This window comes from Ferdinandcohnia sp. QZ13 (assembly GCF_031324165.1).
In the GTDB taxonomy this organism is placed as follows: domain Bacteria; phylum Bacillota; class Bacilli; order Bacillales; family Bacillaceae_L; genus Ferdinandcohnia.
The window spans coordinates 1218931-1242855 of record NZ_JAVIVW010000015.1 but is presented as its reverse complement, the minus strand read 5'-3'; the positions used below and the strand labels follow the sequence as shown (position 1 = coordinate 1242855).

Here is a 23925-nt window from a genome sequence, read left to right as displayed (position 1 = left end):
TGTCTTTTAATGATTAACATACTGAATGACTGATTTTGCTTAGCCAATTAACCTGAGCCGTATTATTTACGATTTGTTTAACCATTGAAGACATGCTCCTAAATAGGTAATGAACGTATATTGTGAATATCTACCATATAGGAGGAGTTTGAATTGTACTATAATCATCCATATTTGTACCATGTCTCTAACAGTTTTCACTATGGTCGGCCATATCCTTATCCAACTACTGTACGTCCAAACTGGAGTGGAACTCATCGTACTGCAACAAGGGTAAAGTCTTTTTCTAAAGAGGAAGCTGCAGCAATCGCCTTACTTTTAGGCATTGATTTTACTAAAAGCAAGTTTGATTTAGATGAGTTTTGGATGGGAGTCAATACAGAGCTTGAACATGGAACAATATCCAGCCAATCTAATGTGACAGATGATAATCCGCTTACTACCGGGAAAATTGCACTGGCTCATCTTAACGAATTTCCTGATTACTACAAAAGATTAAAGGTGCTTGAGAAAGAAGCAAAGGCTTATTGGAACAAATGATGGGATGACGACCAGTAGTGTGGTCGTCTATCCTCGTGGAAAAACATCAATATGAATTTTAAAACAATATGTTAGTATTAACGTATATGGTTAGCAAAAAAAGCGATAATGGGGACAAGGGCTGTTTTATTAACAAACTAGAAAAAATATGGTTCTACATAGGTTGAAAAAGGAGTGCAAACAATGGATTTTGAAACGGTCATGCAGGAGCTCGAAGCTCTCGGCAAGGAACGAACTAAAAAAATTTACATATCGAATGGTGCAAAAGAGCCGGTTTTTGGCGTTGCTACAGGGGCCATGAAACCAATTGCCAAGAAAATAAAAATAAATCAACCGTTAGCTGAGGAGCTTTATGCCACAGGGAACTATGATGCGATGTACTTTGCGGGAATCATTGCGGACCCAAAGGCTATGACGGAGGCGGATTATGACCGTTGGATGGATGGGGCGTATTTTTATATGCTATCTGATTATGTAGTGGCCGTCACTTTGTCAGAGTCCGATATTGCACAAGAAGTTGCCGATAAATGGATTGCAAGTGGTGAGGAGCTAAGAATGTCAGCGGGCTGGAGCTGCTATTGCTGGCTTTTAGGAAATCGCAAAGACCATGAATTCTCCGAAAGTAAGCTATCTGAAATGCTTGAACTTGTGAAGAATACGATTCACGAATCACCAGAACGAACGAAGTCTGCTATGAATAATTTTTTATACACTGTAGGAATTTCCTATGTCCCACTACATGAAAAAGCAGCAGAAACTGCACAGGAAGTAGGTATTGTAGAAGTCAAAAGGGAGAAGAAAAAAAGCAGTTTCCTAAATGCGTACGAAAATATTCAAAAAGAACTGGATAAAGGAAGACTTGGTTTCAAACGGAAATATGTAAGGTGTTAAAAAGTTTTTCATCGGGGTGTTGATCTAAGAAGGATTGACACCCTTATCTAATTCTTTCCAATACTTTAATCTTGGAATTTGATTTAAATCTGTGTATAATGAAAAGCAATTGCATAAATGAAATGTTTTCTAGGGTTCCGCAACCGTATTGTTGGTCTGGTCCGAGAGAAAACTCACAGCACTTTGCTGTGTCACGGAGGGATAAAAGCCTGGGAGAATACTAGTAAAACAGTTTCTCTTGGGCTTTTTTGTTTTGAGAGTCAAAAATTGGAGGTGTCCTATAGATGAATACAAATTGGATTAAAGTTTTTATTGCAGCCGTATTGGAAGTATTTTGGGTGATTGGATTGACTCATTCCTATGATTTTTGGACGTGGACTGGGACTGTTATCGCCATTATCATTAGTAACTATTTAATGATTACAGCCGCGCAAGTACTTCCGGCTGGGACAGTTTATGCCATTTTTGTGGGATTGGGAACAGGAGGTACTGTCATTGCAGACATTCTTTTCTTTGGGGAACCATTCAAATGGACAAAAATTCTATTAATCTTACTATTATTAGTTGGTGTTATTGGTTTAAAACTAGTCACCGATGAAAAGGTCGAGAAAGGGGCTGAATCTTGATGGCTTGGTTTGCTTTAATTTTAGCAGGCTTATTGGAGACATTTGGTGTTGCAATGATTAATCAGTTGTCAGTTAAGCGAAATTGGCAAACAGTCGTTTTACTGATAATAGGTTTTGGCTTTAGCCTTGCCTTACTTAGTTATTCTTTAAGATATATTCCGATGGGGACAGGTTACGCAATTTGGACAGGAATTGGTGTTGTTGGAAGTGCCATAATCGGAATGCTCTTTTATGGAGAATCAAGTGATTGGAAAAGACTGGTCTTCATCGCGATGGTTTTAGGGGCAGCTGTCGGATTGAAACTTGTCTCATAATAATAGGGTAAGAGAACAAAGAAGAGCAAGAAGTGACTCGTAGAAGTTAACTTGTTCTTCTTTTTTTATTTTGGTTACACAAGAAAAAAGTCACTTCTCCCCTTCTTATTTGTTTGATACATAATGAATGTGGCACGGTTTTAAATGATAAACATTTTCCTTTTTAAACTTGTTTGAAATAATAAAAGTGAAGGTTTTCAAGTGTGAATAAGGAGGCAAATATAATGATTCAACTTCAATGCTTTGAACGCTCGGATTTTAGACAACTGATTGATTGGATTGAAACACCTCAGTTCCTGCTCCAATGGGGAGGCCCTGCATTCGAGTATCCATTAACGGATAGCCAATTAGAAAAATATATGGAGAACGCGAATAGCAGTACATCAGAAGCATTGATTTACAAAGTATTAGATAAAGAAGCTGGAACTACTATTGGACATATTTCTTTGGGGAAAATAGACTGGAGAAACAAATCGGCAAGAGTAGGTAAAGTATTAATTGGTGATAAAAGTGCAAGAGGCAAAGGAATTGGCCAACAAATGATCAAGGAAGTCCTAAAAATTGCTTTTGATGATCTTAAACTACATAGAGTCAGTTTGGCGGTTTTTGATTTTAATCATTCTGCTATTGCCTGTTATGAAAAAGCAGGATTTATAAAAGAGGGGTTACTTAGGGACACAGGGAAAAATGGTGAAGAATACTGGAGTGTATGGGAAATGAGCATTTTAGAGAATGAATGGGTGCAACTAAAAACCAAAGGTTGTTAATCAATAGAATTCTATATAAATAGAATCTGGATTTTAGCGAGGAAAAAAAGACTTTGGAGTAACGTTCTGGATACTTTGTTGTAAAACTGCTGTAGGAAATACAACTAGAAGTTATAAGATTCCTTCTCCCATGAATATACCTTTATATAGACAGTGAATGGAGGACTGATTATGGCTTTAATTGCAATTTATACGGTAGGCAGGTTAAATCACCCATATGACCACCCTGTCTCTCGTGATTTTTATGAGTTTGGATATAAAGTAATGCGTCAGGCATATGTATCAGGATATCTTATAGAAGATTTTTCATCAGAGGCAGTGACTTTCTCAAAAGAAGAAAAAGGGAATGGTTACCCTGTCGTGACATTAACTGTATGGGAAAGCCTTCACTCTTTGTATCGTTTTACTTATTCAGGTAAGCATAGTCAAGCGTTACGAAATAGGAGCAGATGGATGGAACCTAATCATGAGGAGCACCTTTCATATGTCGTGTGGTGGACAGAGAAGGTGAAGGATATCTCATGGGAGGAGGCTTTCAAGAGATACGATTATTATATTCAACATGGACCTTCGCCTTTTGCGTTTGACTTTAAGCATGCTTTTGATGAAAAAGGAGATTCATGTGTCCTTAAGTAGATTAAAACAAATAACAACTTGGAGCGATGAATGGTGAAAATAAATTATTCCATTGTTGATGTGTTTTCAGAAGGAAGATATACAGGAAATCCACTCGCCGTTTTTAAAAACGCAGGAACTCTTTCTGAACAGGAAATGCAGCAAATAGCCAAAGAAATTAATTATTCCGAAACCACTTTTATCTTGTCTAATTTGAAAAAAAATAATGGTTTTGATGTTCGTATTTTTACACCCAATGAAGAGGTCCCTTTTGCTGGTCACCCTACATTAGGAACAGCCTTTATCATTCAAAACGAAGTGCTAAAGGAACCTTTGGACAAACTTCATCTGAATTTTAAAGCGGGACAGATACCAGTTTCGTTTGATAATCGGGGAGAAGTTCTATGGATGAAACAAAACGAACCTTCTTTTGGACAAATTTTAGATAAAAAAATAATTTCGGATGTTTTAAACATAGATGATGAATACATAGACGATAGGTTCCCTATCCAAGAGGTTTCGACTGGCCTTCCAGTCATTGTTGTCCCTTTGAAATCATTGGAGGCAGTTAAGAAAGTAAACATGAATAGGGAAAAATACTTTACGTTAATTGAACAAACGGATGCAAAAGCTATTCTGGTTTTTTCTCCGGAAACATACCGTACGGAAAATGATTTAAATGTTAGAGATTTCGCAGATTACTATGGGATTCCCGAGGATCCAGCTACGGGGAGTTCGAATGGATGTTTAGCCGCGTACTTAGTTAAATACCGATATTTCAACAAAAGTGAAATTAACGTTAGAGTGGAACAGGGGTATGAAATAAAAAGACCTTCTTTATTATTTTTAAAAGCAGATGAAGTTAACGGGAAAATGAATGTTCATGTAGGCGGTAAAGTAGTGAAAATGGCTCAAGGTGAATGGTTTCTATAAATTCATTGAGAGGAGGAATGGAAAGTTGGTGAAATTATCTCGATCTCAACAAATGGCGATAGACCATATTACGAATTATGCTAGGAACCATAGTCTTGAAGCTAAAGAACGAATAAACCATATCCTAAAAATGTCGAATATCCCAAGTGATATTTTTAATAAAGCGGTTAGTAGTTTAAAAGAGAACGCACGAATTGGACTCCATTTTCATCCCGATCGACCAGATTCGAGTATGAAAAGCGTTGCCGAAGCACTACTAGAACAGGGAATATATAGGAGTCAGTTTGAAACTCTCATATCAAATGCTAGCTTATCTGCTTTTCCAGGTGGAGCCCGCGACATTTGGGAAAATAGACTCTTTGGAGGAGCATATCAAACAGAGGGGACAACTGATAACCAACGTCCTAAATACGGTGCACTGAATATAATGTTGCATCCAGATGGGCCTGCTCCACGTTTTGGCTCCTGTTACTTACTTTTATCTCCCAAAGTCTCACACCGCTCTACATTTACGTATTTGGATTCTCATCAAGAACCAAAGGAAAAGGGGTCATATGAAGAGTTTGATATGATTCTAGCTGCACTTTTGGAAGAGACGTTCTCAAGGGAATCTGCAATTGGTAAACGGGATCTAACACCACCAAAATTAATCAATCATTTACAAGTTAATCTCAAGAAAAAGGTACCGGACCTAGTAAAAGAAGAACCAAAACGGAATCTTGATCACTACATTGAAGCTCAAGTTCATGGAGATATTTCACTGAAAAAAGACGTGGAAGTGCTTGTGGCAGACCCATCTTATAAAGGGACTAGAATCGGGGAAACATTAGAAAAACTATGCCAGATGTATTCGATAGATTTATATTGGCATCGGGGATTTGTCCTTGAGGTAGATGATGTTCCATCTGACTTTAGAGGACCAACCATGCCATCCTTAGCAGCACGCATTGCAAAAAATAATTGTATCAATGCAAGTGTAATTGGTTGTGCAGTAATGGAACTTTACCGAAATCCTCAAAATTGGAAGGAACGTGGAACCTATAAGGAGGTACTTCAGGAATTAAAGCTATTGTGGCATGTTCTTGTTAAATATGGAAAGCCGTATACAGAATAGACTATCAGCATTAATTGCGAGTAAAAATCATTAAGTGAAATCCACCCTGAAATTATTAAATTTAGTGTAAAGTAATGATAGGTAATTGTTTATGAGGTGGGAGATACGATGGAAATAACTCAAGCAACAATAGAAGATTTAGATGGTGTAGCAAACTTATTTAATTCGTATCGGATGTTTTATCAACAAAATTCCGATCTTGAAGGTGCCATGGCTTTCATAAAAACGCGAATGGAAAGCAATGAATCTGTTATCTTTGTGGCTAAAGATAAAGCAAAATATGTTGGCTTCACTCAACTGTATCCTACATTTTCGTCTATATCTATGAAAAGGGCTTGGATCTTAAATGACTTATATGTTGATTCAAAAGCGAGAAAACAAGGTGTAGGAGAACGGCTTTTACAGAGAGCAAAGGAATATGCACTGGAATCAGGTGCTAAAAGCCTTAGTCTCAGTACAGCACCAGATAACCATACTGCGCAACGATTATATGAAAAAAATGGATACAAAAGGGATTCTCAATTTTATCATTATGAATTAGAGTTAGCTGAATAACTGTTAGTTATTATTCACTCAAGTGCGTTGATCCAAAGAGTAAAAATCAATTCCAAAGTTTTCTTGAAGTTGTAAGTTCTTAAGATAAAAATAGGGGAAGCCATTTATATGGATTCCCCTAATATTAAATTCTTTTACAGAAATTAAAGTCTAACAGGGAGTATTTTTTAATCTCCGCCCCCACCACAGCTTGAGCAGGAACTACAAGAGGAGTAAGAGCTACAGGAACTAGCTGACCCGCAACTTGAACAACTTGATGATTGAACGCTACCAACTTTCATGTAACTTGAAAACTCATCATAATGAAAATAAGAAACAGATAAGAAAGGAAACAGGATTGCGTTGTAATTTTTCTGAACCTTGCTTTTTCTCAATTTTCCCTGTATGACCTTTTTTTCAGCATCTTTTACTCTATTTGCTGTCTTTTTCATGGAGGAAATAAGCGAGAGTACTGTAGGCAAATAGTGGGTATTACTATTAAAATATCTATTTATTAGTTCGCTTTCTGGTAAATTCTTAAATTCATCAACGATAACTGGATTAACAGGGTACTTGAAGAAGCCCCTATACAAATGGATATTCTCTTTTCTTATGAAAAAAAGCTCAGCATACACCCAATCAAAAAATCCTCTCAAATCAGGATCAGGCGTCTTTTTTATATTTGGACTATGATGAAGAGTGCTGCCTACATACTTCTTTGAAAAGTCATCATACTCACGAGTAAACATGAGCATCTCATGCCACAAATCATCGACTTTCTCGCTAAACATTGGAGCCTCTTTCAAAAGTGAAGTCAAAATAAAGTAGCGTTTTAAATCCAGTAGACGCCACATGTATTCATTTTCTTTTAACTTAATTTCGTTTTTTACTCTCTCTTCTACGTTTTTTAAATAACTTTTACTCAGGGACTGCTCCAGGTTATTACTTAGTTTTTTTAACCCTTTGATTGGTTTTGTTTCTAACGATTTTGGAGATAAGTCAAATTTAAACGAAAGTTTTTTACGTAAAAATAAAATAAACCCAACGACTACTGCAAGCAGGAGTATCCATCCCATCTAATCCCTCCTAAATAGATCTTAATACTAAAATAATACAGTTATGTAATATCTACAGAAAACAATATTAAAATCCAACTCTCTAAACCCCTCTATATTCTAATACGAAATTTGCTGTGATTGGTTCCACAATTTACAATTTTTTAATTTTGCATTATTTCACGATCCTGTCCCAATTGTAGAGCAGACAAAAATCTACAGCAGTAGCTATTTAACTTTGCACTCATTAGTTTACGTGCAATCCTTCACAATCTAAAAAATGATGAAATGGACAGAGGAACTTCATTTATTTAGCTCTTACCACATTATTTATTAAACTGTACTTTCGCAATAAAAAAAGGCGACTCTCATCTTGAAGAATCGCTCCAACTACTTGATCAGTATGTCGATTGCAAGTATCTCATGACTTTTTAATAAGTTTCCCTCTTTCTTCCATCTGTGGTGGTTCTTCCATCCAACCATTTTTAATCATAATTTTTGCCCCTTTATGGGCATATTCGAATATATCTTTCATAAAAATACTCATTTTTGCTGATATATCATTTCGTAAACTAAAAGCAGTTCCTAATGAGTTACCACCTAAACCAAAACTACAAAAAACACTGATGCAGTACATCATCAATTTATCAGAAAATGGGGCCACAGTAGAACGGGTTGCATGACCACCTGATGTTTCTGGTGATTGAATACCACTTTGCAGCAAGGTCTCGCTTAGTTGTTTAATAATATTCTTTGAAAGTTCGGCTCCTTCATTAAAGAAATTTTTAACTTCTTCATTCTTTGCACATTGAGCAAAACCGATAATCATCTGCATCCCGGTAATATTTGATTCAATTGAATGATGAATATGGGCAACCTCGACCGTATTTAATGTCCTTTTCTCATTAAATGGATTAATGGCTAATCCACCTAAATAGTTGGTGTCCTTAACAAACTCGACTGAATGCGGCATTGTAACATAAGGTGGGCGTACGAGCATTCCTTTCTCAAGCAAATATTGCGTACACAGATTGTAATACGTTTGAGTAATAGCAGTAAGTTCTTTAAATATGGTAACAATATCTTCCCGATAGGACATGGTGATATTAAGTGAATGCAATCCCATACTAATTTCTTTAAGTAAGCGAATATACATAATATCAAAGCCATTATCATATAACTTGGGCACATCTTTGTAAACATCCTGAGAAGTAAACCCTACTGGTATGACAGCACCTTCATTTTTAAATATTTCTGTAATTTTACTAACATAACGGTTAATGTCTTCATAAAGATTCGTCATTATTTCCCGGGCTTTTTCATCATCAGCTTTCTCTATAAAATATTCTAACATCCGTAAATTCATTGTTTTCTCTTGATATGTAAGCCATAATACGCCTAACTCAGATGAGGTAATTACAGGTTTTTCAGGCAATTCACATTCCTCCCTAAAAAGTTTGTTCAATTTAGGTTGAACATTAATTAAAAGAATCATTCAATTTATATAAGTTCTAATTTTTTTCTTACGTTAACCTGCATCTTTTCCAAAATAGATGATACTTCCCAATCAACACCTAACGATATAAATAATATTGTTTTGTAGTATTGCCCCCTAAGGACATTTTTTAAAAACCCTATTTATTAAAATTCATACAATGGTTTGCCCTAATTAAGTGGTCAATTTTTAAATATATGAAATATATATAGAGTAGCGTTTAAGTGAGGAGGATGAATATGTTTCAAACACTAAACGGTTTTTTTACATTATGGAAATTTGAATCAGATGCTACTCAAAAAGTTCTTAATCAACTTACAGATGAATCCTTTTCCCAAGAAGTAACCCCTCAAAATTGGACCTTAGGCCGAATCGCTTGGCACACTGTAACAGCAATTGGTGTTATCGCTTCTCAAACAGATCTTTCCTTTGACTCGCCTACACAAGATTATCCTGTTCCAACCTCAGCAACGTACATATCAGAAAGCTATAAAAAAGCAAGTAATGCCTTGTGTGAAGCCCTAAAAAACCAATGGAGTGACGAAAAACTTAAAGAAGTACAAGATGTTTTCGGACAGAACTTTTCCAATTCCGAACTGCTATTTTTTATGATCCAACATCAAATTCACCATCGTGGTCAAATGACCATTCTTATGCGTCAAGCGGGTTTAACTGTCCCTGGCATATATGGACCAGCAAAAGAGGAATGGGCTGTGATTGGAAGGGAAGCACCTAAGATGTGAATGAATCGAACCTTATAGGTGTATAAAAGGCCGGAGGCTCAACATGAGTTTCCGGCTATAAATATTAAACTGTTTTCTTTCCTTTTCTAGAGAATAAGAGAAGGATGCCGTTTACAAACAAGAATACGGTTAAGAAAACGGTGAGGAGAGCAATATCAGGTGCAAATAATGTAATTGAATGCCAAGGTGATGATGAAAAATAGATGAGCAATGGAATTAATAAAATAGCTAGAAAAACCATTATTATTCCTAAAACTATATTCATACGACGATATCTAATTACTTTACTAGATTTATTTTTTAATAGGATTCGAATAATGTTTCCTGCAAGAATCAATAGTAAAAGAGTAATAGCAATTTGAACAGTTGGTTTATACGCATCCACATCCATTGGTTCTTCGCCATTCATAATGGAAATAATCCCATTCCTGAAATGTATGAGGGCGGACTCTTCTAAAATGTGTTCCTTATTTGTTAGAATAACGGCTCCCCACTTACTTTTAGGATAGAAAAAAATATCTGTCCGAGAGTCAGGGGTGGATCCGGAATGCCAAATCATTTCGTTGTCCGAACCTGGGGCTGTTATTCTCCAACCAAAGCCATAATACCTTGTTTCTCCCGTTTGCACATGTGGTGAAAAGGCCAGATTTAAAAGCTCTTCGTTCACAAGCTTTTCCGTATTTCCGTCAATCAAGGCCTTTATATAATGAATCATGTCATTTGAACTTGCCGTTATGTATCCGTACGGGGCACCACCATTGTCATATGGGACTTCACTTTTAACAGGGAATCCGAACCAAGATTGGTAGCCTGATTGATACCCTCGGTCAGTTGCTCTTTCCATGTCGGCGGCAGCATGAGTCATTCCTAATGGTTTGAAAACACGTTCGTCCATAAAGTCTGCATAAGATTGCCCAGACACTTCCTCAATTAATCCTGCAAGAATAGAATAGTTTGCATTACTATATTGGTGTTTAGTTCCTGGAGTTTCTGTCAATTTGGTATCTGAGAGGATCTGTATATTCGTTTGGATTGCATCACGCTCATTAGAACCTAAATCCGATATGGTCATCCCTTCATATGTACTAAACCCACTAGCTTGTGTAAGTAGTTGTTTAATGGTTATCTTTGATGCAGCCTCTTTATCTTGTAACGTAAAAGAGGGGAGGTATATTTGGATTGGATCTTCTAGTCCTATCACTCCTTCTTCTGCTAGTTTAAGTACTGCAAGAGCAGTCAAGGATTTGCTAATGGAACCTAATAAAAATGGAGTGTCAGGTGTTATTTCAATTTCTTTCCCTCCTGTTTTTCCAAATGATTCCGAGTATAAGACATTATCATTTTCAACAATTGAAACCGCAGCACCCGGAATGCGTTGCTCTTCGATGTATTTCTCAATATACAAATGCAACTTTGACTCTATCGTATCCTGGGCTGAACTATGAGGAGATGGCAACAAGAATATGAATAATATCGTAAAAATCAGGTAATGTGATATTCCTTTCACCTTGTCGACCTCCTTCTCAAAATGACAGTTATAACAACCGAAAAGGCGAGGGCTGTGAATAAGCTTATTGAAACTAGTAACGTATTCCACCACGGCTGTTCAGAAATTCGATAAATGATATTGTATTCGAACGATCTTTGCTGTGAGAAAGATTGGGTTAAAAATAAGGATAAGATTAGCTGACTGAATAGATACACAACTGGAAATGAGATGGCTCCCAAAAAGAAAGGAAATGGTTTTAATTTCTGTCTTTCTGGATATTCCTTATCGATACCGTATATTTCTAAATAATCTTTAACGAGTGTTTCAGAATCGCCAAGTTGTTCGATGCTATTTTCACCGTTTTCATGTGAGGATGAAATGTGATCCAATAACTGCTCGTTGATACTATCCAATTGCTCCTTATTAATCTTGTATTTTTTTAATTCCAAAAGAACCTTTTCTACATAATCTTTTTCAATTTTTGTTAATGTAGTCATCTTCATTGGTCTCCTTCATGTTATCAGCAAGCAAGGACTTTATATCATTTTGTAAATGAAGCCATTCGGCTATTTTATTGGTAAGGGCGCGCTGACCCTTTTTATTGATTTCATAATACACTCTTACTTTTCCTGATTCAGTTAATTCCCTTGATGTATAAACCCATTCCTGCTCGCTAAGCTTTGTGAGGATTGGATAAATACTGCCTACTCCTTTCAACTTTAAATTATGTTTTTCTAGTTCCTTCATAATTTCATATCCATAGCTTTTCTGACGAGATAAAATTGCTAACACACACATTTCTAAATGACCTTTTATTAAACTTGTTCTGTCCATATTTTCACTTTAATTCAAATATATACTTCAATCAAGTATATAATTGTAAAAAATATGTAAAGATGGATAAAATCATAGTAAGATTTATAAATGTAATCCTTTGGTTGCGTTGTATCTAGCAGGAATTTGAACTTATTTGTGGAATATAATAATTAAAACAGGATTCCTTTTTCAAAAAATAGAAAACGTAAGAAGGTGAAGAATTGGTTGAAAAGAGAAGTGAGATTTGGGAATGGATGAAAGCCCTCTTTATTGCAATTATCGTAGCTTTTATTGTTCGTGCCTTTTTCTTTACTCCTGTTGTCGTGGAAGGGGCTTCGATGGCGCCGACTTTGCACGATCAAAATCGAATGATTGTCACAAAAATAGGAGAACCGAAACGATTTGATGTTGTTGTTTTTCACGCGACAGGGGAAAAAGACTTTATTAAAAGAGTAATTGGTTTGCCAGGAGATCGCATCGAATATAAAAATGATATGTTGTATATAAACGGTGACCCTTACGATGAACCCTATTTAGATAAAAGTAAAGAAGCTGTAAAGGATGGACCACTAACGTATTCATTTACACTAAGGGAAACCCCAGTGGGTGGTGATGTGGTTCCAGAAGGACATTTATTTGTAATGGGAGATAATCGCCGGAATAGTATGGATAGTCGTCACATCGGAGCTATTCCAATAGATAAAGTTGTCGGAACCACGAATATTGTGTTATGGCCAATTCAGGAGATTAAAATAATTGATAAATAAGTTTTAGAAAGGTGCGTCCCGATTGCACCTTTTTTTAATACCGCTGTTATTATCTTCTACCTATATGAAACCTTCTACTTGTGTATTCGTATATTTATATATAATGAACCAAAGGGGCGGTTTTGGTGGAAGCGATCTTTACACTTTTTGCGGATATATTTGGGGCAATTGTTTTAGGTTTTATGGACAAAAGGAATAGTAAAAAAGGGAAGAATTAAATGATGTTAACAAAAATAAAAGCGTTACCAGAGAAGAAGGCATTTTTAATTGGTTTTTCTTTAATCATTATTAGTCCAATCTTATTATTACTGTTTACACTTTTTTTCAATATTGGTAATTGGATAATCACGATTATACAAGGAATTATCTGGTGTTTTGCTTTTTTATTTATAGTAAGTGCTGCATATAAAAGACATTCACGAACGAAGTAAATTCTTATACAGTGTTCTTTCACATTACGTTACAGCAAGCTAATTTAAAATTCAAAAATATTGCATTGTTGTTCCCTCTGCTTCTCAACAAACTTCATTCAATCTGCACACAGAGTTTACTTGGCTTTAATATTCGGATGGTATGATTGCTTTACCAACGAATAAGGAGGCATTTTAAATGAATGTGCGTGCACTATTTATTGACATGGATGGGACATTGTTAACAGCCTCAAATAACATTTCTCAACGGAACTTGGAAGCTATTTACCGGTTGATTAATCAGGGAGTAAAGGTTTTTCTAGCCACTGGTCGTCACTATGAAGTAACTGCTCCGTACCATAAAGAAATTGGATTGCGAACTCCCATGATCTGTTTGAATGGAGCCGCTATTCACGATGCATTGACGGGGAAAGCGATACAAACGAGAACTGTCCGATTAAACGAAGAGCGATTTCATCATCTGACTGCTGAAAGACCTTGTAATGTTATCGTTCATACAGCTGATGGGCTATATTGTAAGGAACAAGATGAAGAAGTCGATTATTGGACAAAAGTGGGGCGAATTCCGCCACGATATATTGGGGATTTAAGGCAAGCGGATTATCAAGATGTACTAAAATATAGTGTACGTACAGGTACAGCAAATCCTGAGTTTTCAGCTTTATTTAAAAGAGAAGCAGAAGTCATCGATTGGAATGATGGGTTTGAATTAGTTGCTCCGAAAGTGTCTAAATGGTCTGCAATAAAAAGCTTAATACATGCCTATCGAATAAACCCAAATGAAGTCGTCGCCATTGGTGATGGACCCAACGACATCGAAATGCTTCGTCATGCTGGTACAGGTGTGGCAATGGGAAACGCAAGTGAGGATGTTAAAACAGCAGCTGATTTTGTGACAGGGCACCATCAAAATGATGGATTAGCTGACTTTATCGAACGTTATCTTTGTAAACCATATGAACCGTTTGCTTTGTAATGAAAGTTGGATAGTATCCAATATTTAGCTAACTTTTCACAGTAAAATCTAAATATACATTATAAGTCGAATTTTAATATACAACAGGAGCCGTCAGTATGATTGTTCCTGTTTTTTATTTGTAAATAAGGAAGGGAAAAATGATGGGAGAATTCTATCGTAAACATTTTACACTGGAGAAAGTCAGTCAACTTGTTTACGCTGCAATCGCAAAAGAAGGAGGAGGTTCGGTAGCCAATGCAGGATTTGTTGACCTCGGTAATCAGATAATCATTTTCGATACGTTTAACACACAGCAAGCTTCAGAGCATTTAAAAACGTTTGCTGAAAAAATAACAAATCAGCTAGGAACAACGGTCATTAATAGTCATTGGCACGGTGACCATATTCGCGGTAACCAAATCTTCAAAGAAAGTAAGATTATCTCAAGTGAACCGGAGTTTATCAAAAAAATGTAAAAATGCTTCGTGAAGCATTGAAAAACTGAATCGAATGAAGGAGAGAAATGTGAAATGAGTTTATTAGAGCGGATCGATACCATTTGTTTAACCGTTCGTGACGTTGAAAAAGCCAGTACTTGGTATCAAGAAGTTTTGGGATTAAGCGAATCCTATAATGGTGGTCATTATCGGATATTGAGTATAGGGAATAGTGGAGTACCTTTAACGATTGAGGAGGGGAAGGTAAACCCTTCGAATAGTCAAGTTTACCCTATTTTTTACACAAAAAATATCGAAGAAGTATATAAGGTGCTACAAGAAAAACGTGTGAAAGTTAGTGAACTACATAATGACGGAGTAAATCGATTTTTTGACTTGTATGACCCGGATGGTAATCGGCTGCAAGTTTGCTTTTGGAAATAGACTGTAAAAGCGTATCACACCAGTCCAATTAAAAGATAAATCGCAGTTCCCCAGATAAAGATGGCAGAGAATTTGTTGAACATTTTCATTAAAACCCCAGTACCATCTATTTTTTTCATAACCGCACCTGCCAGCGTTAAGCCAAAGAACCACAACCAAGATACGATAATACAAGCAGCTGTAAATAAAATTTGATCGGTCCCAACATATTTTAAGGCACTTGTCCCAATCACACCGACGATATCTAAAATGGCGTGAGGATTTAAAAATGAAACAGATGAAGCAAAAATGATTTGTTGTCGAATGGGTAATGCCTTGTTTGTTTCATTTTTAGTAGGTTCAGACCGCCAAATTGCAATCCCCATGTAAAGTAAAAATAAAACCCCAGCACTCATGAGACCAATCCGTAGCCATTCAAATTGTAGAACGATAACGGATAAGCCAAATACAGCTAAAAGAATTAAAAGTGTATCACAAATTGCAGCTGTAATCGTTGCTGGAAATGCTCGAAGTAGTTTTGGCTGTGTTGCTCCTTGTGAAAAAACAAATACATTCTGTACACCTAAAGGTAAAATAAGTCCAAATGCTAAGATGATTCCATGTAGAATGGCTTCCATTGTATCAACCCTTTCAATTCCTATCTTACTATGATACATGGGAATGGGCACTAGTTTAATTACGTAAATTTTCCAATCCCTGAATATTTATGTAATGGAGTTTTTGTGATTTTAATATGTTATTCTTGAGTATACTTTCATCAAAAGCTAGTATAGAGTGTGGGATATAATTAGGAAGGAAGACAACATGGATAAGCGTATTTATTTTTTAATGGTCATAGCCTTTGTAATAGGAATGGTTGAACTGATCATTAGTGGTATTTTAGATTTAATTGCAGAGGATTTACATGTAACACTCGGACAAGCGGGTTTGCTGATCACTGTTTTCGCTGTCATTTTTGCAGTTGCTTCACCGATTTTGCTCGTCATGACAGCTAAAATTGAAAGAAAACGGCTAATGTTGGTTTGTTTATATATTTTTTTAATTGGCTGTATCGTCACAGTCTTTGCACCAATTTTTTCGATTTTGTTTATAGGCAGAATTATTTTAGCATTAAGTGGAGCGTTATTAATCATATTGTGTTTAGTTATGGCTCCAAGCTTAGCAGGAGAACAGTATAAAGGTAGGGCCATTGGGATTGTCTCGATGGGAGTGAGTGCTTCATTAGTATTAGGGGTACCGATCGGGCTTATTCTAGGGGATAAATTCGGATGGAGAGCACCATTCGTACTTATAACGGTGTTGACAGCATTATCCATTATTGGTGTTCATGTATTAATGGGAAAAATACAACCAAAACCTCAAATACCGTTAAGACAACAGCTTAAAGCATTTAAAAATCACAAAATTACTTTAGGGCTATCTACAACATTCTTTTATATGACAGGTCATTCCATTCTGTATACCTATTTTAAGCCTTATTTAGAAGCAAATACTGATTTTAATGGAAATTGGATTAGTGTCATTTATTTAATTTTTGGTGTTTCTGCTGTATTCGGTGGAGGGATTGGCGGTGTATTGGCAGATTTATTGGGTTCAAGAAAAACAATGGTTATTGCTTTAATCGTATTTAGTGCTTTATTTTTCGTATTTCCGTACACCACAGATTTTTATCCTATGTTTTTTATAATCTTAATTGTATGGGGGATTCTTAGCTGGGCGATTTCACCGGCCATGCAATCTTATTTGATTGAAATAGCACCCGAATCATCGGAAATTCAGCAAAGCTTAAATAATTCATCACTTCATTTAGGTGTTGCTGTCGGTTCTGTAATTGGAGCTGGTATAGTAGATACACTCTCAGTCAATGTAAATCCATATGTTGCCGGAATCTTCATCATTTTATCATTGGTTACTGTCGTTATTTCGGTTAGAAGCAAGGAAAAGAATACGTATAGAACAAGGAGCGCAAGTTGAATTTGCGCTCTTTTCGTGTATTTAAACCTCAAGGTTTTTTGATATTTAGAAGGAATTCCCAAATGAATAGGAGAATAGGTAATTAAAACGAATATTAGGGGGAAAGGTTTTGATTCAAGAAGCATTAGATGCGGTTTACGAATATCGGAATGACTTAAATGAAGGTAATATTGATAAAATAAATGCCTGGATATCGGATGATTTTATTGGCTATTTTGGTTACTACGCAGACAAAGAATTTGAAATTTATAGGGCGGATTCTTATAAATTAGATAACATTGAAACGATAAAGGGTTATGAAGGAAAAAGCCCATATTGGAAATACACCGATTTAACTCATAATTTAAGGACTGATGACGAGATCATCTTTTCTTCAATTGTAGAGTTTTATTTGCAAGAGGAGAAAGTTGCAACCGCTTTAGCGATGGAGGTTTTTAAAAAAGAATCAGGTGGATGGAAGTTATTTAGGCAGCATATGGAAAGTTACTCAAAATAAAAAGGAAAGGAGGAAATCAATTGGAACAAGACGGTCAAAATATGTACTCGCCACCCAAGCATATCGTTTCAGCGGCGACTATTGTAATCAATGAAAACAATGAAATTTTATTAATTAAGGGACCTAAAAGAGGTTGGGAAATGCCTGGTGGACAGGTTGAAGAAGGTGAGTCATTAAAAGCAGCCGCGATTAGGGAAACGAAAGAAGAAACAGGAATTGATATTGAGGTTTTACAGTTTTGTGGCATCTTTCAAAATGTGAACAGATCAATATGCAATACATTGTTCTTAGCTAAGCCAGTGGGAGGTAAATTAACCACTTCACCAGAAAGCTTGGAAGTCGGGTACTTTTCGATTGAGCAAGCGCTAGAAATGGTAACATTTATGAATTTCAGACAAAGAATTGAATTATGTTTAGATGAAGACTCCCAGCCTTTTTTAATAGAATTTTAAAATAGCAGTATTTAAGTTGAAAAGTATTTGTTAATAAGGGGAGTCAAATGAATAAGGTACAGGAGAGAATACGAAAATGAAAAATTGGTGGTTTAGCTTTTATTTTTTAGTTATAGGCGTAGTGTCCTTTTTTACTGGTGAAATAGTGACTTTCATTATGCTAGGGTTTATATTACTGGCTTTAAATAATATCCACTCCACGCTTAAACAAATATATAAACAAAATCACGGGGATAAGCAGAATTAATGAAGATATAGATTTTTATGAATTTTTGATGGAGATGTAAAGATGCTAAGAAATGAAGATGATGTGATAAAAGTAATAACTGATGATGATTGGATGATGGAGATATTAAGGGCTGCAAAATCATTACAATTACCTGACTGGTGGATATGTGCAGGGTTTGTACGCTCAAAAATATGGGATACACTACATGGCTTTACCGATAGAACGAATACACCTGATGTTGATGTTATTTACTTTGATAAAGAAAATATAGATGAATCAACAGAGAAGTTTTTTGAAGAAGAATTAAGAAGTCTTATTCCTAACATTCCTTGGTCGGTCAAAAATGAAGCAAGAATGCACGTTGTAAACAATATACCCCCATATACATCCGCAGTTGATGCCATTTCCAAATTTCCAGAAACAGCAACTGCACTTGGGGTGAAAATAGATGATAAAGACAATGTAATTCTTACGGCTCCTTGTGGAATAGAGGATGTTCTCAATATGGAGTTAAAGCCAACAAAGTTTTTTGCAGAAAAAAAAGAACGAATTGTGATTTTTGAGGAACGGATCGTGAAGAAAAACTGGAAGGCTATCTGGCCAATGATAAAAGTCTATCGTGGGTAAATTGTGTCCAACTACCTGCATAGAAGAGGAGGAGTATTTTGAGCAAGAATCCTAAATTACCATTATCGCTTGAGGAAAAAGGAAAGCTTAGAAAAGCTAAGGTTAAAATAGGAGAGATACATAAGCTTAGCACCTCTCAAATAAGGAAAACTTTGGATGTTCCGGAAGAAAGAGCTCGAATGATTAAAGGATTGGCGGATTTTCAAACTGTTCCTTCAGTTGGTTTTGAGCTGGCTTCTAAACTAGTGAACGACTTATATATCTTTTCATTGCAAGAGATTATACAAAAAGATGGAGCTACCCTATTCGACCTACTGGAAAAGGAATTAGGTGTATGGACGGATAGCTGTGTAGAAGATCAAATCCGCTGTGTGATAAATTATGCGAACAACACGAATAGCAATAAACAATGGTTTGATTTTACAGATGAAAGAAAGATATATCGTCAAATGTATGGATACCCAAAGGACAGACCACAAAAAGCTTGGTATGAATAACAGCTACCATTAATTTGAAACAGGAGGACTTAAGAAAATGCAGGTAATCTCAGTAAAAGAAAATCCTGAATATATGAAACTAGCAATCACATATATTCAAAGTAAATGGGCAAGTGAACAAAGCATGAAGGTATATGAAGATTGTATCGAACATTGTATGACGAGTCCCAATCCATTACCTCAATGGTATCTTTTAATGGAAGATGAAAATATAATTGGCTGTGCAGGGCTAATTACAAATGATTTTATAAGTCGGATGGACCTGTATCCGTGGGTATGTGCTGTATACATTGAAGAGAAATATAGAGGAAATAATTATAGTTCTATACTGCTAGAACGAGCCAAAAAGGATGCAAAAGCAGGAGGTTTTTCGAACTTATACCTTTGTACAAATCATATTGGATTATATGAAAAATACGGCTTCAACCACATTGGTACAGGTTATCACCCGTGGGGTGAGAGTTCGCGTATTTATTCAGTAACTTTATGAACAAAGAAAGTTAGAGGATACAGTGAATATTGGAATCCTTAACTTTCTTTTGCACGGTCTATATGAAGATCCTCTATCTTTCTAGCGGTAATGCATCTATTAAACAAAATTTTCTTAGCTATTCTACTACTAAGAATTAGGTATCTCTTGCTCATTTTTTAAAGGGCAATCAAGAGGTAAGCAAACTTCAACTGTTGTGCCTTTATTTAACTGACTAGAAATGTTCATTATGCCACCATGTTGTTCAATGATTCTAAAACAAACCATTAAACCTAATCCAGTTCCATTTTCTTTTGTTGTATAAAAGGGTTCTCCTAGTTTTGGGATTCTCTCCTCTTCTATCCCCATGCCTTGATCAACAATTTGAATACTTACCATTTTGTTATTAATTTCCTTAGCCTTTACAATAATTTTCCCACCATTTGGCATAGCTTCTATCGCGTTTTTTATAAGATTAATAAAAACTTGTTTTAACAGATTTTGCTCACAAATAATGAGCGGTATATTTAAATCATATTCTGAAATAAGTTGTATACCTTTTAATGTGGCCTGGGTTTCAAGAAGTGACGTGATATTATTTAGTATAAGTTTTATATTTTGCGATTGATATTTTATGACTTGTGGCTTTGATAGAATCAGGAATTCACTCACTATCATGTTTATTCGATCTATTTCCGATAACAAAATGTTTGCATAATGTTTATCAATATCAGATGTAAGTAATTGAACAAAACCTTTAAGAGTAGTTAATGGATTTCGAATCTCATGAGCCACTCCAGCAGCTAATAGACCTACAGCTGCCAGCTTATCGGACCTTCTTATCCTTTCCGCTGCCAATTTAGACTCAGTGATATCCTTTGTAATTTGATAGATTCCAATACATTGATGGTCAATTATGATAGGTATCATTTTTAACTGAATTACTCTGTTACTACCATCTTTATGAATCATTGATAGGGTAGATTCCTTCCATTCTCCTTGGCTCACAAGCTTAAAGTGCACATTGTATAAATCTAGGTCTCCTGGAGCGATTATTGAATCCCACTCCATTTGTTGGAGCTCTGTTATCGTATAACCAAGTATATTTTCTGCAGCTGGATTTGCTTCTATTAATTTCCTGTCTAGATTAAACGTAAAGATGGGATCAGAATTATGAACAAATAATGACTCAAAACGTTGTTGGCTTTCCTTAAGGCGTTTTTCTAATAGTTTACGATTTTGTTCCTGGCTATGCGTAAGTAATTCCTCTACTTTTTTACGTTGATCGATATCAATATCAATTCCATTAAACTTTATAAGATTTCCATCCAAGTCAAAAATAGGTGTAATGCGTTTTTGAATCCACTTTAATTGACCATTCGGTAGTAGTATTCGGTACTCAGCAATGCATTCTTCTCCATTTATTAACTTTTGCTCTAATTCGTTTACAATATTGATATCTTCTTGGAAAACGACTTCTTTCCAGAACATTATGTTTTCTTTAAATTTAGTAGGTGAATACCCAAAGACATCGCTAATTTTTGATGAAACCATCAATCTATTAGAACGGAAATCATATGAGTAAATGGTAGCATCTACATTGTTGAAAAGATCATTTAATTCCTTATCCTTTTTCTGAGCTTCTTGAGCATAATATTTAGCTTTATCATACTGTAACCCAGTCCACCATACGGGATAAACCATTATTGCAGAAATGATGTATTCGAATATTGGTACGTACCCCAACTCAAAATAATCAAAAATTTTAAAAGCAGCTGTTACAATAACATAAATCAACATCATTATTATTCTACCTGTATATTTCATCATTAATCTCCTCAACAAATCCTTACAATAAATATCGCTTTCTAAACAGTAAAAGTTATAACGAACTGATTTTATCAGTATTCGCTCAAAAAAAATAGGACTATTATCATATTAGACATACTACGCTTGTTTTTAGTATGGAATCACACCTATGTTTTCTTTATATTGTTTGGGCGCTTTTCTTTAATAAGAAGGCTTCTTTTGGTAATGCTCCATCACATTTAAGAAATTATTTTTAGGAAGGGACTACAGCTTTTGAAATTAAAAAACAGGTAAAGAAATTATTTATACAATGTTTAAACTTTGCTAAAGAAACTTACATATATTGAATACAGAAAAAAATAAGGTGTGAAACAAATGATTACAGCTAACATTGGAAGTAAAACCTTTCGATTCCCGGAAACCCTTGAAGAATATTTTCAACCATTCCGATTACATGTGATTGGATTGAACCAAGATTTTGATTCACCCTATGGAAAAAAGAAAATTATTTATGCCGACTGGATAGCAAGTGGGCGATTGTATCGGCCTATCGAACGAAAAATATCCGAGGAATTTGGACCTTTTATGGCGAATACCCATACAGAGTCGAATATAACCAGTTCAATGATGACTGGGCTATACAAGCAGTCAAAAATTATTATTAAAGAACATGTTAATGCAGATAAACATGATGTAGTAATCCAAGATGGTTTTGGGATGACATCGGTAGTCAATAAACTACAACGAATCTTAGGGTTACGAGTACCAGAGATATGGAGAAATCATCTGCAACTTCCAGAAAAGGAAAGACCGGTTATTTTCATGACTCATATGGAGCATCATTCAAATCAAACATCTTGGCTCGAGACACTTGGGGAAGTCATATTGATAAACCCGGATAGAGAAGGAAGAGTGGACTTAAATCATTTAGAATATCTGCTTAATATTTATAAGGACCGCCAGCTGAAAATAGGTTCCTTTACAGCGTGTTCAAATGTTACAGGAATTCAAACTCCTTATCACAAGCTTGCCAAGATTATGCATCAACATGGAGGACTTTGTTTTGTTGATTTTGCAGCATCGGCACCATATGTCGAGATCAATATGCATCCTGAAGATCCGCTTGAGAAACTGGATGCGATATTTTTCTCACCACATAAGTTCTTAGGCGGTCCAGGAACAAGTGGAGTATTGGTTTTTGATTCGAGAATTTACACAAATAAAGTTCCAGATCATCCCGGCGGAGGAACGGTGTTATGGACTAACCCTTGGGGGGAACACAAATATTTCAATGACATAGAGCTGCGAGAAGATGGCGGAACTCCAGGCATTCTACAGTCCATTCGGACAGCACTTTGTATGAATTTGAAAAATGAAATGGGAATAAAAAATATGTTAAATAGAGAAAAAGAACAGCTTCGTCTATTATTTTCCCATTTGGAAAAGATTCCAGAGATTCATATATTAGCTGGAAACATTAAGGATAGAATCGGTATCGTCTCGTTTTATATTGAAACCATTCATTATAATTTAATTGTTCGTCTTTTAAACGACAGATATGGTATTCAGGTAAGAGGGGGATGTTCATGTGCTGGAACATATGGTCATTATCTTTTAAACATTAATAAAACGACGTCCAAGCAAATTACAGAAAAAATTACGCATGGAGATATGTCTGCTAAACCTGGGTGGGTCCGATTTTCAATACATCCAATTATGACAGATGAGGAAATTCTAATTTTTATTCAGGCGCTAAGGGAAATTATTAAAAACATTGATGAGTGGAAAAAGGACTACGTTTATGATCCAGTAAGTAATGATTATTTTTATATCCACTATCTTCGAGAAGATATGTCGCCACTTTTTAGATTGAGATGATTTATTCAAGAAACGGATGCTTTAGTAAAAAACATGAAGAAGAATGGTGCACTTTTATGGAAAGTTTGAAAGGAATTTTGTCTGCTAACATAAAAATATAAGGCTGGAGAAGTACCCATTCATGTTTCTTTTAGGAAAAAAGGTGAAGAAAATGCAAACTATTTTGTTCATAGTGTTTTGCATTCATAAGGTATTTTTCACTACCATGAAAATAAACTTCTCTGACCTCGAAAAAAGACAATACCAAAGATAACCCCTCTCATGTGTTAAAAAAAATTGAGAGAGCTGCAAATCATTGCTATGGATTGGTTGACTGGATTAAGGTCAGTATCGTATGGACACTTCCTAACCATTTTCATTCTCTGTGATGAATCGCTGATCCTTGCGATTCATAGAAGTCTAACGGGTCGGTTGATCTAATAGGGTTATCGCACTTTTTTGTTGAAGTTATCAAACTATAGAAAGCAGTTTAGCGGAAGAGTGGTTTAAAGAAATTGCACCTGAATATTTATAAAAGTGTTAAAA

29 protein-coding genes and 1 riboswitch are annotated in these 23925 nt (G+C 35.6%); of the genes, 22 read left to right on the top strand and 7 right to left on the bottom strand.

Features of this window, described 5'->3' with window-relative positions:
- The first annotated feature begins 153 nt into the window (after positions 1 to 153).
- The 9 genes from RGU12_RS20155 to RGU12_RS20115 all read left to right on the top strand — a co-directional run bounded on the left by RGU12_RS20155 (position 154) and on the right by RGU12_RS20115 (position 6355).
- Positions 154 to 540 (top strand): DUF5661 family protein, encoded by a 387-nt coding sequence (locus tag RGU12_RS20155; protein WP_309537635.1) that lies wholly within the window; start codon positions 154 to 156, stop codon positions 538 to 540.
- A 183-nt stretch (positions 541 to 723) separates the two neighbouring features.
- Positions 724 to 1431 (top strand): DNA alkylation repair protein, encoded by a 708-nt coding sequence (locus tag RGU12_RS20150; RefSeq protein WP_309537634.1) that lies wholly within the window; start codon positions 724 to 726, stop codon positions 1429 to 1431.
- Positions 1432 to 1549: 118 nt separating this feature from the next.
- A riboswitch (guanidine-I (ykkC/yxkD leader) is annotated at positions 1550 to 1649 on the top strand.
- A gap of 66 nt (positions 1650 to 1715) precedes the next feature.
- Positions 1716 to 2057: a DMT family transporter gene (locus RGU12_RS20145; RefSeq protein WP_309537633.1), complete on the top strand. Its 342-nt coding sequence runs from the start codon at positions 1716 to 1718 to the stop codon at positions 2055 to 2057.
- Complete coding sequence (locus RGU12_RS20140; RefSeq protein WP_309538302.1) at positions 2057 to 2371, top strand: DMT family transporter; 315 nt, start codon at positions 2057 to 2059, stop codon at positions 2369 to 2371. The genes RGU12_RS20145 and RGU12_RS20140 overlap by 1 nt, the downstream gene beginning before the upstream one ends.
- A gap of 224 nt (positions 2372 to 2595) precedes the next feature.
- A complete protein-coding gene (locus RGU12_RS20135; protein WP_309537632.1) occupies positions 2596 to 3138 on the top strand; it encodes a GNAT family N-acetyltransferase in 543 nt (180 codons plus the stop codon).
- Positions 3139 to 3309: 171 nt separating this feature from the next.
- Complete coding sequence (locus RGU12_RS20130; RefSeq protein WP_309537631.1) at positions 3310 to 3774, top strand: DUF3291 domain-containing protein; 465 nt, start codon at positions 3310 to 3312, stop codon at positions 3772 to 3774.
- A 30-nt stretch (positions 3775 to 3804) separates the two neighbouring features.
- A complete protein-coding gene (locus tag RGU12_RS20125) occupies positions 3805 to 4686 on the top strand; it encodes a PhzF family phenazine biosynthesis protein (protein WP_309537630.1) in 882 nt (293 codons plus the stop codon).
- 28 nt (positions 4687 to 4714) lie between these two features.
- The gene (locus RGU12_RS20120) at positions 4715 to 5800 is read left to right on the top strand and encodes a DUF3626 domain-containing protein (RefSeq protein ID WP_309538301.1); all 1086 of its coding nucleotides are present in this window, start codon (positions 4715 to 4717) and stop codon (positions 5798 to 5800) included.
- Positions 5801 to 5908: 108 nt separating this feature from the next.
- The gene (locus RGU12_RS20115) at positions 5909 to 6355 is read left to right on the top strand and encodes a GNAT family N-acetyltransferase (RefSeq protein ID WP_309537629.1); all 447 of its coding nucleotides are present in this window, start codon (positions 5909 to 5911) and stop codon (positions 6353 to 6355) included.
- A 167-nt stretch (positions 6356 to 6522) separates the two neighbouring features.
- Here RGU12_RS20115 and RGU12_RS20110 read toward each other — a convergent pair whose 3' ends face one another.
- Together RGU12_RS20110 and RGU12_RS20105 are read right to left on the bottom strand one after the other, a co-directional pair.
- Entirely contained in the window at positions 6523 to 7410 is an 888-nt protein-coding gene (locus RGU12_RS20110; RefSeq protein WP_309537628.1) for a UCP032817 domain-containing protein, read from the bottom strand.
- A 400-nt stretch (positions 7411 to 7810) separates the two neighbouring features.
- Positions 7811 to 8824 (bottom strand): DUF3231 family protein, encoded by a 1014-nt coding sequence (locus RGU12_RS20105; RefSeq protein ID WP_309537627.1) that lies wholly within the window; start codon positions 8822 to 8824, stop codon positions 7811 to 7813.
- A gap of 299 nt (positions 8825 to 9123) precedes the next feature.
- Here RGU12_RS20105 and RGU12_RS20100 point away from each other — a divergent pair, with 299 nt between their 5' ends.
- Positions 9124 to 9627, top strand: coding sequence for a DinB family protein (locus RGU12_RS20100; protein WP_309537626.1), 504 nt, complete (start codon positions 9124 to 9126; stop codon positions 9625 to 9627).
- Between the two features lie 64 nt (positions 9628 to 9691).
- Here RGU12_RS20100 and RGU12_RS20095 read toward each other — a convergent pair whose 3' ends face one another.
- The 3 genes from RGU12_RS20095 to RGU12_RS20085 are packed head-to-tail and all read right to left on the bottom strand — an operon-like array spanning position 9692 to position 11950.
- On the bottom strand, positions 9692 to 11134 hold the full coding sequence (locus RGU12_RS20095; RefSeq protein ID WP_309537625.1) for a serine hydrolase domain-containing protein: 1443 nt from the start codon (positions 11132 to 11134) through the stop codon (positions 9692 to 9694).
- Positions 11131 to 11613: a hypothetical protein gene (locus RGU12_RS20090; protein ID WP_309537624.1), complete on the bottom strand. Its 483-nt coding sequence runs from the start codon at positions 11611 to 11613 to the stop codon at positions 11131 to 11133. Before RGU12_RS20090 ends, RGU12_RS20095 begins: the two co-directional genes overlap by 4 nt.
- Complete coding sequence (locus RGU12_RS20085; RefSeq protein ID WP_309537623.1) at positions 11591 to 11950, bottom strand: PadR family transcriptional regulator; 360 nt, start codon at positions 11948 to 11950, stop codon at positions 11591 to 11593. Before RGU12_RS20085 ends, RGU12_RS20090 begins: the two co-directional genes overlap by 23 nt.
- 203 nt (positions 11951 to 12153) lie before the next feature.
- Between RGU12_RS20085 and lepB the strand changes: the two genes are divergently transcribed.
- From lepB to RGU12_RS20060, 5 genes are all read left to right on the top strand, one after another.
- Positions 12154 to 12699, top strand: a complete 546-nt coding sequence (lepB, locus tag RGU12_RS20080; protein WP_309537622.1) for a signal peptidase I — start codon at positions 12154 to 12156, stop codon at positions 12697 to 12699.
- 218 nt (positions 12700 to 12917) lie between these two features.
- Positions 12918 to 13130, top strand: coding sequence for a hypothetical protein (locus tag RGU12_RS20075; protein WP_309537621.1), 213 nt, complete (start codon positions 12918 to 12920; stop codon positions 13128 to 13130).
- 178 nt (positions 13131 to 13308) lie between these two features.
- Complete coding sequence (locus tag RGU12_RS20070) at positions 13309 to 14106, top strand: HAD family hydrolase (protein ID WP_309537620.1); 798 nt, start codon at positions 13309 to 13311, stop codon at positions 14104 to 14106.
- 143 nt (positions 14107 to 14249) lie between these two features.
- Complete coding sequence (locus tag RGU12_RS20065) at positions 14250 to 14564, top strand: MBL fold metallo-hydrolase (protein WP_309537619.1); 315 nt, start codon at positions 14250 to 14252, stop codon at positions 14562 to 14564.
- A 54-nt stretch (positions 14565 to 14618) separates the two neighbouring features.
- Positions 14619 to 14969, top strand: a complete 351-nt coding sequence (locus tag RGU12_RS20060) for a VOC family protein (RefSeq protein ID WP_309537618.1) — start codon at positions 14619 to 14621, stop codon at positions 14967 to 14969.
- 14 nt (positions 14970 to 14983) lie between these two features.
- Here RGU12_RS20060 and RGU12_RS20055 read toward each other — a convergent pair whose 3' ends face one another.
- Positions 14984 to 15586, bottom strand: a complete 603-nt coding sequence (locus RGU12_RS20055) for a LysE/ArgO family amino acid transporter (RefSeq protein WP_309537617.1) — start codon at positions 15584 to 15586, stop codon at positions 14984 to 14986.
- A 187-nt stretch (positions 15587 to 15773) separates the two neighbouring features.
- Between RGU12_RS20055 and RGU12_RS20050 the strand changes: the two genes are divergently transcribed.
- From RGU12_RS20050 to RGU12_RS20025, 6 genes are all read left to right on the top strand, one after another.
- Positions 15774 to 16943: an MFS transporter gene (locus RGU12_RS20050; RefSeq protein WP_309537616.1), complete on the top strand. Its 1170-nt coding sequence runs from the start codon at positions 15774 to 15776 to the stop codon at positions 16941 to 16943.
- A 109-nt stretch (positions 16944 to 17052) separates the two neighbouring features.
- Positions 17053 to 17439 carry a DUF4440 domain-containing protein gene (locus tag RGU12_RS20045; protein WP_309537615.1) on the top strand — a complete coding sequence of 129 codons (387 nt, stop codon included), beginning with the start codon at positions 17053 to 17055 and terminating at the stop codon, positions 17437 to 17439.
- Between the two features lie 20 nt (positions 17440 to 17459).
- Positions 17460 to 17891: an NUDIX hydrolase gene (locus tag RGU12_RS20040; protein ID WP_309537614.1), complete on the top strand. Its 432-nt coding sequence runs from the start codon at positions 17460 to 17462 to the stop codon at positions 17889 to 17891.
- A gap of 289 nt (positions 17892 to 18180) precedes the next feature.
- Positions 18181 to 18747, top strand: coding sequence for a nucleotidyltransferase family protein (locus RGU12_RS20035; RefSeq protein ID WP_309537613.1), 567 nt, complete (start codon positions 18181 to 18183; stop codon positions 18745 to 18747).
- Between the two features lie 38 nt (positions 18748 to 18785).
- A complete protein-coding gene (locus RGU12_RS20030) occupies positions 18786 to 19244 on the top strand; it encodes a helix-hairpin-helix domain-containing protein (protein ID WP_309537612.1) in 459 nt (152 codons plus the stop codon).
- Between the two features lie 37 nt (positions 19245 to 19281).
- On the top strand, positions 19282 to 19734 hold the full coding sequence (locus RGU12_RS20025) for a GNAT family N-acetyltransferase (RefSeq protein WP_309537611.1): 453 nt from the start codon (positions 19282 to 19284) through the stop codon (positions 19732 to 19734).
- A 129-nt stretch (positions 19735 to 19863) separates the two neighbouring features.
- On the opposite strand, the gene RGU12_RS20020 is transcribed toward RGU12_RS20025, so the two are convergent.
- A complete protein-coding gene (locus tag RGU12_RS20020) occupies positions 19864 to 21540 on the bottom strand; it encodes a PAS domain S-box protein (protein WP_309537610.1) in 1677 nt (558 codons plus the stop codon).
- Between the two features lie 357 nt (positions 21541 to 21897).
- Between RGU12_RS20020 and RGU12_RS20015 the strand changes: the two genes are divergently transcribed.
- Positions 21898 to 23400, top strand: a complete 1503-nt coding sequence (locus RGU12_RS20015) for an aminotransferase class V-fold PLP-dependent enzyme (RefSeq protein ID WP_309537609.1) — start codon at positions 21898 to 21900, stop codon at positions 23398 to 23400.
- The last annotated feature ends 525 nt before the right edge of the window (positions 23401 to 23925 follow it).

Bases quoted from the DNA above. Each gene is read 5' to 3' on its own strand.
- RGU12_RS20150 (WP_309537634.1), top strand. From the start codon at position 724: ATGGATTTTGAAACGGTCATGCAGGAGCTCGAAGCTCTCGGCAAGGAA.
- RGU12_RS20145 (WP_309537633.1), top strand. From the start codon at position 1,716: ATGAATACAAATTGGATTAAAGTTTTTATTGCAGCCGTATTGGAAGTA.
- RGU12_RS20140 (WP_309538302.1), top strand. From the start codon at position 2,057: ATGGCTTGGTTTGCTTTAATTTTAGCAGGCTTATTGGAGACATTTGGT.
- RGU12_RS20135 (WP_309537632.1), top strand. From the start codon at position 2,596: ATGATTCAACTTCAATGCTTTGAACGCTCGGATTTTAGACAACTGATT.
- RGU12_RS20130 (WP_309537631.1), top strand. From the start codon at position 3,310: ATGGCTTTAATTGCAATTTATACGGTAGGCAGGTTAAATCACCCATAT.
- RGU12_RS20125 (WP_309537630.1), top strand. From the start codon at position 3,805: ATGGTGAAAATAAATTATTCCATTGTTGATGTGTTTTCAGAAGGAAGA.
- RGU12_RS20115 (WP_309537629.1), top strand. From the start codon at position 5,909: ATGGAAATAACTCAAGCAACAATAGAAGATTTAGATGGTGTAGCAAAC.
- RGU12_RS20110 (WP_309537628.1), bottom strand. From the start codon at position 7,410: ATGGGATGGATACTCCTGCTTGCAGTAGTCGTTGGGTTTATTTTATTT.
- RGU12_RS20100 (WP_309537626.1), top strand. From the start codon at position 9,124: ATGTTTCAAACACTAAACGGTTTTTTTACATTATGGAAATTTGAATCA.
- RGU12_RS20090 (WP_309537624.1), bottom strand. From the start codon at position 11,613: ATGACTACATTAACAAAAATTGAAAAAGATTATGTAGAAAAGGTTCTT.
- RGU12_RS20085 (WP_309537623.1), bottom strand. From the start codon at position 11,950: ATGGACAGAACAAGTTTAATAAAAGGTCATTTAGAAATGTGTGTGTTA.
- RGU12_RS20075 (WP_309537621.1), top strand. From the start codon at position 12,918: ATGATGTTAACAAAAATAAAAGCGTTACCAGAGAAGAAGGCATTTTTA.
- RGU12_RS20070 (WP_309537620.1), top strand. From the start codon at position 13,309: ATGAATGTGCGTGCACTATTTATTGACATGGATGGGACATTGTTAACA.
- RGU12_RS20065 (WP_309537619.1), top strand. From the start codon at position 14,250: ATGGGAGAATTCTATCGTAAACATTTTACACTGGAGAAAGTCAGTCAA.
- RGU12_RS20060 (WP_309537618.1), top strand. From the start codon at position 14,619: ATGAGTTTATTAGAGCGGATCGATACCATTTGTTTAACCGTTCGTGAC.
- RGU12_RS20055 (WP_309537617.1), bottom strand. From the start codon at position 15,586: ATGGAAGCCATTCTACATGGAATCATCTTAGCATTTGGACTTATTTTA.
- RGU12_RS20050 (WP_309537616.1), top strand. From the start codon at position 15,774: ATGGATAAGCGTATTTATTTTTTAATGGTCATAGCCTTTGTAATAGGA.
- RGU12_RS20035 (WP_309537613.1), top strand. From the start codon at position 18,181: ATGCTAAGAAATGAAGATGATGTGATAAAAGTAATAACTGATGATGAT.
- RGU12_RS20025 (WP_309537611.1), top strand. From the start codon at position 19,282: ATGCAGGTAATCTCAGTAAAAGAAAATCCTGAATATATGAAACTAGCA.
- RGU12_RS20020 (WP_309537610.1), bottom strand. From the start codon at position 21,540: ATGAAATATACAGGTAGAATAATAATGATGTTGATTTATGTTATTGTA.
- RGU12_RS20015 (WP_309537609.1), top strand. From the start codon at position 21,898: ATGATTACAGCTAACATTGGAAGTAAAACCTTTCGATTCCCGGAAACC.